This window comes from Pseudomonas sp. C5pp, assembly GCF_000814065.1.
In the GTDB taxonomy this organism is placed as follows: domain Bacteria; phylum Pseudomonadota; class Gammaproteobacteria; order Pseudomonadales; family Pseudomonadaceae; genus Aquipseudomonas; species Aquipseudomonas asiatica.
In genome coordinates this window covers 32208-45073 of sequence record NZ_JWLN01000040.1, presented here as the reverse complement: position 1 = coordinate 45073, position 12866 = coordinate 32208, and the positions used below count along the sequence as shown (strand labels likewise).

Genomic DNA, 12866 nt, shown 5'->3' with positions numbered 1-12866 from the left:
ATTTTTCATGACTCCCCAACGTTTTCTGGGACGGATAACCATGGCCGTCCTGTTCATACTGCTGCCGGCTGTCTCGGCACAGGCTGCAACGCTGTCGCTGGATGATGCGCTGCAACTGGCTGAACGCAACGCTCCCTCTCTACAGGCCCGCCAGGAGCAGGCATCAGCTGCGCGCAGCGCAGTCATTCCAGCGGGCGAACTACCCGATCCGCGCCTGAATCTCGGGGTACAAAACCTGCCGATTGAAGGCACCGATCGCTGGAGCATGAACAGAGACTTCATGACCATGCAGGTGGTTGGCCTGTCCCAAGAAGTACCGAACCGGGACAAGCGCAAAGCTCGCATAGAGACAGCGCAGGCCACGGTCGAGCGAGCCGATGCCGAGGCGATCTTCGAACGCTTGAAGGTAAGGGCGGCAACCGCACAGGCTTGGATTACTGCATACACCGTGCAGCGAAAGCTTGAGCAGTTCGACGCCTTCTACAAAGAAAACCAGCTGCTGGCTTACACGGTGCGGGCACGCCTTGCCGGAGGCGCAGGCTCCAGCGCCGATACGCTGGTTCCCAAACAAGAAGCCGCGCAGTTGGACGAGCAGAAAGATGTTCTGTTGAGTCAGTCAGCGCAGGCGCGAGCCGCGCTGAAGCGCTGGATTGGGCAGGACGCCGAAGTGGGCGCGCCGACCTTCCCTGTCTGGCCTGTAGACGCAGCTGAATACTTGCACTCCGTCCATGCCCATCCGGAGCTCAATACCTACAACGCCATGACACGCGAGGCCCAAGCCCAGGTACACCAGGCTCAGGCGGAAAAGAAATCGGATTGGTCCTGGGGGGTGGATTATCAGCGCCGTGGCCCGGATTTCAGCAACATGGTCAGCCTGCAAGTCAGCTTCCAGTTGCCGTTGTTCACCAGCTCACGGCAAGACCCGATGATTGCGGCACGACGCGCACAAGTTCGCCAATTGGAAGATGAGCAGGACGCTGCCCTGCGCGAGCATCAAGCCCAGCTTGAAACAGACCTTGCCGAGTACCAACGCTTGCAACGGGCTGTACGGCGCAGTCGCGAAACGCTTCTACCTCTGGCAGAGGATCGGGTACGCCTCGCTCTGGCGGACTACCGCGCCGGTAAGTCTCCCTTGAGTGAAGTGCTGTCGGCACGCCGGCAGCGTGTGGAAGCACTGCTACAGGATGTGGACCTGCAAGGACAGTTGGCGGCAACAGCAGCACGTCTGCATTTCGTTTATGGAGAGGTGCGGGCATGAGAAATAGGTCGATTGGTTTGCTCGTGGCTGCTGCCCTTGCTATTGGGATAGGCGCGGGCTTCTGGATAGGTGGAAGAGGTGCGTATTCGCCATCGCAGCCAGTAGGTGAGGAAAAAAAAGCGCTGTACTGGTACGACCCGATGTATCCCCAGCAGCACTTCCCGGCGCCCGGAAAATCGCCGTTCATGGACATGCCGCTCGTGCCCAAGTATTCGGATGACACGGCTGGCGAGGAGCAGCCTGCGGTTCAGGTCTCGGCTGGGCTCCAGCAAAACCTTGGCATTCGATTGGCAACGGTGACGGCTGGCCGGCTGGAACGGACCCTGAGTGTGAGCGGCGTTCTGACGTTCGACGAACGCGACTTCAGTGTGTTGCAGGCCAGAACTGGCGGTTACGTCGAACGCGTCTATGGCCGAGCGACGGGCGACATCGTTGCCAAAGGCGCTCCTCTCGCCGATGTGCTGACCCCGGAGTGGGCTGGTTTGCAGGAGGAATATCTGGCGCTGCGGCATTCCGGTGACGCTCAGCTGACGGCGGCGGCACGACAGCGGCTCGTGCTCGCCGGCATGCCGGCCGACCTGATCAACCGGGTCGCGAGCACTGGGAAGGTGCAGCTCTCGGTCACACTCTCCGCACCCACTGCCGGTGTAATCCAGGCTCTCGATTTGCGACCCGGCATGACGCTGACGCCGGGGGCTACTTTGGCAAGGATCAATGGAGTGGCCAACGTCTGGCTAGAAGCGGCTGTGCCGGAAGCCCAGGCTCAAGGCCTTCGCGAAGGCCAGCCTGTGCAGGCGCAATTGCCAGCGTTCCCAGGCGATCCCATACCGGGCAAGTTGACTGCGCTATTGGCCGATGCCGATTTGCAGAGCCGCACGTTGCGCCTGCGTATCGAGTTGCCCAACCGAGATGGGCGGCTTCGTCCTGGGATGACCGCTCAAGTGGCTCTCCATCCCGGCGAGTCTGCCGAGCAAAGCCTCTTGGTGCCTGCCGAGGCGGTCATCCGCACCGGCAAGCGAGACCTGGTGATGCTGGCTGAAGACGGTGGTCGCTTCCGGCCGGTGGAAGTCGTGTTGGGCCAGGAGAGCAAAGGCCAAGTTGCGGTGTTGCAGGGTCTTCAGGCAGGACAGCGCATCGTCGCGTCCGGGCAATTCCTGTTGGACTCCGACGCTAACTTGAAAGGCATCGAGGCGGCAACGGTGCAGGATAGTCAGCCTAATGCGGGGCCAGCCCTGCATGAAGCGGATGGCCGTGTCGTGCAGATAGACGGCACCCAGCTCACCGTTGCCCACGGTCCTTTCATCACCCTGGGCATGCCAGGGATGACCATGACCTTCCCTGTGGCTGAGCAGTCTCTCCTTGATGGCCTCAAGATCGGTGCGCAGATTCGCTTTGGCATACGCGAACGCGACGAGGGCATGGTAGTTGAGCAGATCAAAGTGTTGGAGGGCCAACCATGATTGCCAAACTGATCCGCTGGTCGGTAGGCAACCGTGTGCTGGTGCTCCTCGCCACGCTGTTTCTGGTGGCATGGGGCTTCGTCTCGGTACGTAGCCTGCCAATCGACGCCTTGCCCGACCTGTCGGACGTGCAGGTGATCATCCGCACGTCCTACCCAGGCCAGGCTCCCCAAATCGTTGAGAATCAGGTGACCTATCCGCTGACCACTACCATGCTCTCGGTTCCGGGGGCCAAAACGGTACGCGGCTTCTCTGCCTTCGGTGACAGCTTCGTCTACGTGCTGTTCGAGGACGGCACCGATCTTTATTGGGCGCGCTCACGGGTGCTTGAGTACCTGAGCCAAGCGCAATCGCGATTACCTGTGGCAGCCAAGCCGGTACTGGGCCCGGACGCTACCGGAGTGGGCTGGATTTATCAGTATGCGCTGGTCGATCGCAACGGCGGCCATGACCTGTCGCAACTGCGCAGCCTGCAGGATTGGTTCCTGCGCTATGAGCTCAAGACCCTGCCGGATGTCGCTGAGGTGGCCACTATCGGCGGTATGGTCAAGCAGTATCAGGTCGTGCTCGATCCGCTGCGTATGGCCAGCCTCGGTATCAATCAGGCTGAGGTGGTGGAGGCTATAGGCAAGGCCAACCAGGAGACCGGTGGCGGTGTATTGGAGCAAGGCGAAGCGGAATTCATGGTACGTGCGGCCGGCTACCTGCGATCGTTGGATGATTTCAGAGCGATACCCCTGCGACTGGCTACCAAGGGCGTGCCGGTGACATTAGGCGACGTCGCTATGGTGCAGATAGGTCCGGAAGCCCGCAGAGGTATAGGCGAACTGGACGGTCTCGGCGAAGCCGTAGGAGGTGTGGTGATTCTACGCAGCGGGAAGAATGCTCGTGAGGCCATCGGGCACGTCAAAGCCAAGCTCGAAACCCTGAAGAAAGGCCTGCCAGCCGGGGTGGAGCTTGTCACCGTCTACGACCGCAGCCAGTTGATCGACCGTGCCGTGGAGAACCTCAGTCACAAGCTGATCGAGGAATTCGTGGTCGTGGCGTTGGTCTGCGCAGCGTTTCTCTGGCACCTGCGCTCGTCGTTGGTGGCCATCGTGTCGCTGCCCGTGGGAGTTCTGATTGCGCTGATCGTCATGCGTCATCAGGGCATCAACGCCAACATCATGTCCCTTGGCGGAATCGCTATTGCCATCGGTGCAATGGTGGACGCTGCCGTGGTCATGATCGAGAACGCCCACAAACGTGTGGAGGCCTGGCATGCCCGGCATCCTGGTCAACCTTTGCGAGGCGAAGCGCATTGGAAGGTAATGACGGAGGCGGCCGTCGAGGTAGGGCCGGCACTGTTCTTCAGCCTCATGATCATCACGCTTTCGTTCATCCCGGTGTTCACGCTGCAAGCCCAGGAAGGGCGCCTCTTTGCACCCCTGGCCTTTACCAAGACCTACGCGATGGCTGCGGCAGCTGCGCTATCGGTGACCCTGATACCGGTGCTGATGGGGTACTGGATCAGGGGGCCACTGCCTGCGGAACAGCGCAACCCGCTCAACCGGGGCCTCATCCGGCTGTACCGTCCGGCATTGGAGGTTGTCCTGCGCCGGCCTCTGGTTACCCTCGCTGGAGCATTGCTCATCCTGCTCAGCAGTCTGTGGCCCTTGAAGCATCTTGGGGGCGAGTTCCTTCCTCCGCTCGATGAAGGTGATCTGCTCTACATGCCTTCAGCCTTGCCTGGACTCTCGGCGCAGAAAGCTTCAGAGCTCTTGCAGCGAACGGATCGGCTGATTCGAACCGTTCCCGAAGTGGCCACTGTCTTTGGTAAAGCCGGCCGCGCCGAGACGGCTACCGACCCCGCACCGCTGGAGATGTTCGAGACCACCGTTCGGCTCAAGCCCAAGAGTGAATGGCGTCAGGGAATCACAACGGAGAAGCTCATCGAGGAGCTTGATCGCACTGTGCGTGTGCCTGGGCTGACCAACATCTGGATACCGCCCATCCGCAACCGCATCGATATGCTGGCCACCGGCATCAAGAGCCCGATCGGGGTCAAGGTTGCCGGCAGCGACCTGGACCAGATAGACCGGGCTACCCTTGCTGTAGAGCGGGCAGCGAAAAAGGTGCCTGGAGTGACTTCGGCGCTGGCAGAGCGTTTGACTGGCGGCCGCTACATTGATCTGGATATCGACCGCCATGCCGCAGCCCGTTACGGCCTGAACATCAACGGCGTACAGGCCATTGTCGCCGGCGCCATCGGTGGCGAAACCATCGGGGAAACAGTTGAAGGATTGGCCCGCTATCCCATCAGCGTGCGCTATCCACGCGAATGGCGTGATTCGGTGGAGGCGTTGCGTCAGCTGCCGATCTACACCTCGCAGGGCGGCCAGCTGACGCTCGGCAGCGTGGCCCGCATACGTATTGCCGATGGTCCGCCCATGCTCAAGAGCGAGAATGCTCGCCCCTCGGGCTGGGTGTACATCGATGTGCGCGGCCGGGACCTTTCGTCCGTTGTGGCAGACCTACGTCAGGCGATCAACAGCGAGGTAAAGCTCGATCCAGGCATGAGCTTGAGCTACTCCGGCCAGTTCGAATACCTGGAGCGAGCGAACGCCCGTCTGGCCTGGGTGGTGCCGGCGACGCTGGCCATCATCTTCGTGCTGCTCTATCTGACTTTTGGCCGCCTCGGTGAGGCGCTGCTCATTATGGGCACGTTACCGTTCGCGCTAACGGGAGGCGTTTGGCTGCTGTACCTGCTGGGCTACAACCTGTCGGTGGCCACAGGCGTTGGCTTCATTGCCTTGGCCGGCGTAGCGGCGGAGTTCGGAGTGATCATGCTCATCTACCTGAATAACGCTTGGGCTGAGCGTCAGGCCAACGGCGAAACCACACGAGCAACGCTGCTCGACGCGATCCGTGAGGGCGCGGTGCAACGCATCAGGCCCAAGGCAATGACTGTGGCGGTCATCGTTGCAGGCCTGCTGCCCATTCTCTGGAGCAGCGGTACCGGCAGCGAGGTCATGAGCCGCATCGCGGTGCCCATGGTGGGCGGCATGCTCACCGCCCCCTTGCTTTCCCTTTTTGTAATCCCTGCGGCGTACTGGCTGATCCGTCGCCGCGAACTTGCTGTAGCTACCCCCAACCTCTCAGGAGAAATCCAATGAAAAAGCTAATTGTCATCGCAGGCCTGGTCACCGCTTTCGCTGTCAGTGTGCATGCCCAGGACATGGATGGTATGGACATGAAGAAAATGCCAGCTTCCGCCGAGGGTGGCCAAGGCAGCCAGGCGGCACCCACTGCGCATGCTGAAGGGATAATAAAGGCGCTGGATCCGCAAAGCGGGAAAATCACCTTGGCGCACGGCCCGGTAGCAGAGCTCAAATGGCCGGCGATGACCATGGGATTCCAAGCTGAGCCTGCACAGATGAAGGGCTTGAACGTAGGCGACAAGGTGAAATTTGGGTTCCGTATGGAGGGAAGCGTCGCGAAAATCGTGAGCATCCAGAAGCAGTGATTGAAAAGCCTTGAATGATCGGGCACGCCTTCATACTGAGATGATTCGGACAAGCTTACAGAAATGTAATCAATCTTCAGGAACCCCTCAGGTCGAACGCTACATACCGTCATGAGACGGTGCACTGGCATCACATCGACCCGATACCGGAGATATGATCATGAACAGTAGCTTTGATGAATGCATCTCGGAATGCCTGCGCTGTGCGCTGGCCTGTGAAGGCTGCGCGTCAGCTTGCCTGCAAGAGCAGGACGTAAAAATGATGGCTGACTGCATCAAGTTGGACAGGGATTGCGCAGATATGTGCAGGCTGGCGGCTACCTTGATGGCACGAGAAAGCATGCTCGCCAAGGAATTTTGTGCGTTGTGCGCAAGGATTTGCCGCGCCTGCGGGGAGGAGTGCAGTAAGCATAAGGCAGACCACTGTCAGCATTGCGCACAAGCCTGTTTGGCCTGCGCACAATCCTGCGAAGCAATGGCTGCCTAATTAATTTCGACCGACCGTCGTTCTTTTGCAAAGTACTTAGGGAAGACCTCGGTCGGTCGATCACAAGCCCCTTGGCGGCCGATCAGCTGTGGCGCTGCTGGTGATCAGCTGACTTCAAGAATTAACTTGTGCTTCGGTCAGTTTTGACCCCTGCAGTTAATTCCGGCAGTGCGATATTCAAGGATTTTCAGCTCTCCTGTTGAGTCCTCGTAATTCATCTGTGCCGGCATCACGTCGCAGCTGCCGTTGGTCGAAGTCCTGCTGATGACTCTCGCCACGTCCAGCTTCATTCCATAGCGATAATGGATCACCTCAGGTGGCTTTTTTCCATTGGCCGCTGCGTATGCACGCATAGCCTGCTCATTCGCCTGAATCATTTTTCCGTGCAAACGATCAGAACCTCCTTCGGAAAAAGCGGATGAGGAGGCGATTAAGAGAAGTAGGCCGGCGATGCATTTGGCTTTGATCATTTCAGTTACTCCATGAAAACATGACTGCAGCCTAAGGCCCGGTAGCTGTCATCCATGTGATCCAGGCATTACATCTTTGTAAGGCTGTGCTGGGTTGACAGCGCTACGCGGGTATTTCTTTACCGAACGAAGGAAGCGTGGGTCTCCATGAGCGACTCGGCTTTCAGCACATCGGTACGTTTTCGCAGGTCGGGTTCAAACTCGATGCGTGGCATGACGTGGGATATTGGCGGTTTGATTTCGGTGGCGAGGGTTGTCGGCCTGAGGCTCCTACAAGCTTCTTATCCCAAATCCCAATGCCGCGTTAGAGCATGAGGTCCATTTTGAAAGGTCCATTTGAGCGGCCGCTGAGCGTTTCGTCACCAGGGCTTGAATCTGAGCTAGCGTGTTGCGAAGACACGTCGGCGGCCTAGAAGACTCGATGGAACCATCAGAGATATGATCCTGCGATCACAACTCGAAGGTGGCCTCTATGCCATACCCCGTAAAGCCATGGGCAGAAATAGCTCAGAATTATCAGCGCGGTACCATCTTGTTGGGCAACGGCGCGAGTATCGCTGTGTCGCAGAGTTTTGCGTACCGCTCACTGCTAGAACATGTCAGGGAAAATGAGCTGCTCCAGAACGACGTGGCGCGTCTGTTCGAGTTTTTTGAGACAGAGGATTTTGAGCTAATTCTGCGGGTCGTCTGGCAAGCATCCAACGTCAACAAATCGTTGGAGATCCCAGATCAGCGTACCCACGAAGCCTACGTGCGCGTCCGGGATTGCCTGATCCAGGCAGTGCGGGATGTTCACCCTGAGTATCACCAGATCACCGATCATCTGCCGAACATGTACCGGTATCTGAAGGAGTTCGACACGGTCTTGTCGCTAAACTATGACCTGCTGGTTTACTGGACGGTGGCCTATGGTCTCAACATCCCGGACGGTCATATGTTCAAAGACTGCTTCGTCGATGGCGGGGTATTCGATGACGACTGGCGTCGATTCCGGAAGCTGTACAAGGAGCGAGTGAATACGTTGGTGTTCTACCCCCATGGCAGCTTAGCTTTATGCCGCAACAACATAGAGGAAGAGTTCAAGATCCGCGCATTGGGCGGCGGCTTGCTGGAAGCCATTCTTCAGGAGTGGAAAAACGAGCGTGTGGTACCGCTGTTTGTCAGTGAAGGAACCATGCGTCAGAAGGTAGCTTCGATTCAAAATAGCTACTACCTGTCGACTGTCTATCGAGAGGTGCTTACGGCGCCCCGGAAGACACTGACACTGTTCGGTTGGGGCCTGGGGGAGCACGACAGGCATTTGCTCAAGCGAATGAAGGGGACGGGCATTGAGCGCGTAGCCGTCTCAGTCTTTCGGGGATATCAGCCTTATTGCAACATGGCTTACCAAGTCATTCAGGATGACCTGGGGCCAGTTGAGGTCGATTTCTTCGACAGTGAGAGCCCGGGCTGCTGGGTTCAACCCGAATAGCGGGCAGGACATCCACTCCTGAAATCTCAGAGGTGGCTGTAAGGCCCGTCATTACTGGGCTAGACAGTTTTTATTCTCTGGCGCATTTGTCCGAGTCAACGGTTTTGGGGGCTCGCGACAGTTTTGCGTTTCCTCCGAATCGGGCTGAAGGCCACGGAAACTGGGCCTCTTTGCGACAGTTTTAATTCTCTAAATCCACCCGGCCATGCCTACACTTTTCTCTGCTAACGACACCCAGCTGAGCTTTCAGGTGCTGCGAGTGGCTGAAATCTGATGCGCGCTGTCGACGAGTTGAAGGCGGTTAGGATTCGAGTCACCGAGTGCCTGGAGATGGCCGCATCCTACTTTTCCCGTGACATTCCCGAGATACCGGTCCTGTTTGACCTTACTGGTAAAACAGGTGGCATGTTCAGGTACCGCCAAAACAAGGAAACTGGCCGGTGCTACGACCTGCAGTTCCGATTCAACCGTATCCTGGCCCGAGAGAACCTTTCGGAGTACCTCAATAATATCTGCCCGCATGAGGTAGCCCACTACATCACTTATTTGATTTGGGGGGCGAAGGTTGAGCCGCACGGTGCTGAGTGGACCCAGGTCATGGTCGAGGTATTCCAGATCCGGGCCGATAGGTGTCACCAGCTCGACACGTCGCGATCGGTCAAGAGAGAGTTTCTGTATCGGTGCGGGTGTGAAGGAAAGCGCTTTCGGTTGTCGACGAAAAGGCACAACCGCATGGTCCAGAGGAAAGCGTTCTACAGCTGCAGAACATGCGATCAGGTCGTTGTGTTTCTCCGAGAGGCTGATAAAGCCGAAGCCCAGGTCATACCAAAGCTTTTCATCAGCACCGCAGGCCCCACGATCGATAAGGCTCAAGTCGACCGAATCGCCAAGTTCATCCTCGATCACCAGGTAAAACAGATCGTCCTTGACTGCTTGATCACGGGTGAGCGGCATCGTGAGCTGTTGAGCAAGAAGCTGAAGGTCCCGTCGAGCTCGGTGCTCAGGCATTTGAGCCCAGAAACTCTGCCAGGTGGAGTGACCCACGCCATTGTCTTCAGCGATGGCAAAGATGAGCGTCAAGTACGCGTAGCCAGGGCTTTCGAGCAACGAGGGGTGAAAGTGCGAATGGTGCGAGCGGGTGTTGGCTGACGTCATCCGCCTTCGAGACCCTCCAATTACCACCCAGTGAATTTGCGTAGAGCCCCAACATGCAACAAGTCGAGCAAACCAATCAACGCCCCGCAGTCGCGGAGACTTTCCGCTTGAAAGCATTCCGAGTGGTCACCGGCGAACTGTTCGCTGCGGCCACCGCGCAGCATGCGCTCGACATGGCCAAGTCAGAGCTCTCTCGACCCCAGCTCAGCCTGAAGGATGTCGTCGCGGTGAGTCACAGCGATCTGGTGGTAGCGGAAGTGAATGGAGCCGAGCACGCAACTGGCGCTTCAGTGCTCCTCGCACGAGCAACCGCTCCGGGCTTGCTGGGACGTTGCCGAACTGACCATACCTACCAGACGGTGTTTGTCGAGGCGCTGAGCGGACCAAGCTTGGAGTGGGCCGTGCGCGAGGCGAGCTTCAAGGCTTTTGGATTCATGATGAGCGCTGAGCCAGGGTGCCCTGAAGATACCCTGCGGAATGCCGTGCGGCGATGGCTTGGGGATGTCGTAAGTGTCCCTGCAGATCTTCATATCCTGGACACACAAGCGGCCTGAGTTGTTTGCCCGCCGGCGCCGGGCATCCCATTGGGAGAGGGCCGCGAGGTCGTACATAACCGTGTGCGCCATAACCACCCACAAACCTAACGCACATGAGGTGCCGCGATCATGACCAATCCAACCCACGCTGTAGCAGTCTCCACTGAAGGCCGTGTGCCTGCTGATTGGACGGCTCCTGATTTCTATCAGCCGCTGGACCTTCTGCGCGCCAAGCTGGCGTTCCAGTTCGGCAATTTCGCTCATCTCATGCTCAGTGGGTATGAGAAAGCGAAGAAAGCCTACCTTGACCGCGACTTCTCGCAAGTACAGTTCCCACGAGCTGGCGAAGAGGCGATGGTCGAGCTTGAGGTTCGAGCTGAGACCATGCAATGGGTCGTTGAGATGGCTGGCCTGACAGGCAAGGCTGCAGACTATGCAGCCAATCGTTATCACGAGGACACCGCATTTTTGCTGGTCTACTCGGTGCCAAACGAAGATTCGCTTCAGACGTTCCGTTGTGGTGGTGGTAGCCCGGGCGCCGCCCTTGCTCAATTCGCGCAGCAGAATCCAGACCGGGTTCATCTCGTACAACAGATCTACGTAGATAAACGGAGCCTTCAGCCGGCAGCAGCATAACGATTCACCCAAACCCCACCGCTCAGCGCTGGGGTTTTTTCTTGCCCAACGGAAAGCCAGGGCGGTCGAGATGAAAATTTTTTCTGTCGCATGAATAACACGTATGTGTAATTTTGTGTTGTGCGTTTCAGATACTGGTCGTAATATCGATGCGTGTGAAAATGACAGCATGGTGCCATCAACCTGTCGTATCGATACCCGAGACGCTGGCGCGAGGCACATTGCCCCAACTAATCACGAGGCCCAACTGATGACCCCTGAGGAACTGTTGCAACAGCCCGAAGACCAGTACATGAACCCTGACCAGGTAGCGTTCTTCAAAAGCCTGTTGGTGGGTGAAAGTGCTACCGCAATGGGGCGCATCGATCAGCTGCGAGTCGACCTGACGGGTTTGGAAAAAGCCCCAGACGAAGTTGACGCAGCGCTGATCGAGCAAGAGCGTCAATCAATTCTGGGCAGCATCGAGCGCGAGAACCAAAGTCTGCGCGACATCAAACTGGCGATGTCGGCAATTGCCGACGGCAGTTACGGCTATTGCATTGATACCGGTGAGCCAATCGGCTTGCGGCGCCTGCTCTCCAATCCCCGGTCTTTGCTCACGGTCGAAGCCAAGGAGAGCCGCGAGAACAAGTCCCGGCACCTTCGCGCCGCATAATCACATTTCACCTGAAGCACCGACAGCCGGTCATTCCTGAGGTTATCCCCATGCCAAAGTCCCAGCCTCGCAATAACTCCCGCACAGCTGACAAGTTTGTTGTCCGCCTGCCGGATGGCATGCGAGAGAAGATCGCAGAAATTTCGAAAGAAAATCACCGCAGCATGAACTCTGAAATCATCGACCGCCTGGCTTTGAGCATTGAGCGGGATGAGCAGGGCGATCTGACGGTTCGTGCACTGGCTCAGGTTACCCGGCGCTGTGAGGAGCTGGAGCAAGAGCTGGCGGAACTCAAGGCAGCTCTGGCCAACGAAACCTCGAAGCCTGCTCTGCAGCAGGCACCAAGACTGTCGATCGCAAGCGCCCAGTGAGAGACGGACACCATGGGGAATTTGCTTGATGTAGGCCCCGGCGCTACCAGCGCCGGCACTGCTGACATTGCAGCTGTGCTCTTGAAGGCCGCCCAGCGGTATTTCTACTTGCGTGGTCCAGCCCTGCGGACTGGGAAAGCCAATGCCCCAATGGTGCGTATCGGCATCGACGCTCTTCTGGGCGGTGAGTCTCTCGATATGGCGCTCGACCAAGCAATGATCGAGGCGCATGTAACGGGGCTCAGTGTTCCGTCGGGCGCCATTGGCCATGTCGGCAGTCACCAGTTCTCCGCCGCTGAAGCGGTGTTTCTGCGAAAGCTGCTCACAGCGCCACAACCATCACAGGCTGCTCAGCTCTTGAAGTACGCGACGGCCGTGGGGGTGCGTGACACGGCCAATCTCTTCGCCAACTACATCGCGTACATGAACTCGCCAATGCCCTGGCTCCAACAGGTGGGTACTGAAGGGCTACTCACGCCCTGCAGTGGGTCGCCTACGTGCCCGGTGGAGATCGTGCATGAAGACCGGCCGCAGGATTCTGAAGGCCGTGCACGCCGGATTTGGTCTCAAGTGGCCCCCGAAAGTGCAGGCCGTTACTGGAACTGGAGCGGTAAGGACGGAATTGAGGCCTCCCTGCTGGCGGTCACCTGGTCGTCGGACGTAGGCAAGTTCTGCGTAGAGGGGGCGCCCGGCACATCGCGACCAGTCAGCTGTGAGGAGTGGGGAGGATGGTGGGCAGAGCTCGATCGGCCAAACCCCCGCGAAGAGATCGCTTGCCTTCGCTACACGGCAGCCAGCTGATCGGCATAGCACCTAGCAGCATCCCGAAGCACGTAGAAGCTTCAACCTCAAGCATCCAAGA

13 protein-coding genes and 1 pseudogene are annotated in these 12866 nt (G+C 58.2%); 13 read left to right on the top strand and 1 reads right to left on the bottom strand.

What is annotated here, in order from left to right; all coding sequences use genetic code 11:
* Positions 1–7 precede the first annotated feature (7 nt).
* The 5 genes from RR51_RS24900 to RR51_RS24880 all read left to right on the top strand — a co-directional run bounded on the left by RR51_RS24900 (position 8) and on the right by RR51_RS24880 (position 6710).
* Complete coding sequence (locus RR51_RS24900) at positions 8–1258, top strand: TolC family protein (RefSeq protein WP_052261104.1); 1251 nt, start codon at positions 8–10, stop codon at positions 1256–1258.
* A complete protein-coding gene (locus RR51_RS24895; RefSeq protein WP_039614981.1) occupies positions 1255–2718 on the top strand; it encodes an efflux RND transporter periplasmic adaptor subunit in 1464 nt (487 codons plus the stop codon). The genes RR51_RS24900 and RR51_RS24895 overlap by 4 nt, the downstream gene beginning before the upstream one ends.
* Positions 2715–5873 (top strand): efflux RND transporter permease subunit, encoded by a 3159-nt coding sequence (locus RR51_RS24890; RefSeq protein WP_039614980.1) that lies wholly within the window; start codon positions 2715–2717, stop codon positions 5871–5873. Before RR51_RS24895 ends, RR51_RS24890 begins: the two co-directional genes overlap by 4 nt.
* A complete protein-coding gene (locus tag RR51_RS24885; RefSeq protein ID WP_039614979.1) occupies positions 5870–6223 on the top strand; it encodes a copper-binding protein in 354 nt (117 codons plus the stop codon). The genes RR51_RS24890 and RR51_RS24885 overlap by 4 nt, the downstream gene beginning before the upstream one ends.
* 160 nt (positions 6224–6383) lie before the next feature.
* A complete protein-coding gene (locus RR51_RS24880) occupies positions 6384–6710 on the top strand; it encodes a four-helix bundle copper-binding protein (protein ID WP_152619937.1) in 327 nt (108 codons plus the stop codon).
* A gap of 137 nt (positions 6711–6847) precedes the next feature.
* On the opposite strand, the gene RR51_RS24875 is transcribed toward RR51_RS24880, so the two are convergent.
* Positions 6848–7180 carry a DUF2790 domain-containing protein gene (locus RR51_RS24875; protein ID WP_039614978.1) on the bottom strand — a complete coding sequence of 111 codons (333 nt, stop codon included), beginning with the start codon at positions 7178–7180 and terminating at the stop codon, positions 6848–6850.
* A gap of 104 nt (positions 7181–7284) precedes the next feature.
* On the opposite strand from RR51_RS24875, the pseudogene RR51_RS31660 reads away from it, so the two are divergent.
* From RR51_RS31660 to RR51_RS24840, 8 genes and pseudogenes are all read left to right on the top strand, one after another.
* Positions 7285–7488, top strand: a pseudogene (locus RR51_RS31660) (GNAT family N-acetyltransferase); the annotation flags it as partial.
* Between the two features lie 164 nt (positions 7489–7652).
* Complete coding sequence (locus RR51_RS24870) at positions 7653–8651, top strand: DUF4917 family protein (protein ID WP_039614977.1); 999 nt, start codon at positions 7653–7655, stop codon at positions 8649–8651.
* Between the two features lie 273 nt (positions 8652–8924).
* Positions 8925–9800, top strand: coding sequence for a SprT family zinc-dependent metalloprotease (locus RR51_RS32045; RefSeq protein WP_023662058.1), 876 nt, complete (start codon positions 8925–8927; stop codon positions 9798–9800).
* Between the two features lie 59 nt (positions 9801–9859).
* A complete protein-coding gene (locus RR51_RS24860; RefSeq protein WP_023662059.1) occupies positions 9860–10360 on the top strand; it encodes a hypothetical protein in 501 nt (166 codons plus the stop codon).
* A 111-nt stretch (positions 10361–10471) separates the two neighbouring features.
* The gene (locus tag RR51_RS24855) at positions 10472–10978 is read left to right on the top strand and encodes a hypothetical protein (RefSeq protein WP_023662060.1); all 507 of its coding nucleotides are present in this window, start codon (positions 10472–10474) and stop codon (positions 10976–10978) included.
* Between the two features lie 250 nt (positions 10979–11228).
* A complete protein-coding gene (locus RR51_RS24850) occupies positions 11229–11633 on the top strand; it encodes a TraR/DksA family transcriptional regulator (protein WP_004577583.1) in 405 nt (134 codons plus the stop codon).
* 50 nt (positions 11634–11683) lie between these two features.
* On the top strand, positions 11684–12004 hold the full coding sequence (locus tag RR51_RS24845; RefSeq protein WP_023662061.1) for an Arc family DNA-binding protein: 321 nt from the start codon (positions 11684–11686) through the stop codon (positions 12002–12004).
* 12 nt (positions 12005–12016) lie between these two features.
* Positions 12017–12805: a hypothetical protein gene (locus tag RR51_RS24840; protein ID WP_039614976.1), complete on the top strand. Its 789-nt coding sequence runs from the start codon at positions 12017–12019 to the stop codon at positions 12803–12805.
* The last annotated feature ends 61 nt before the right edge of the window (positions 12806–12866 follow it).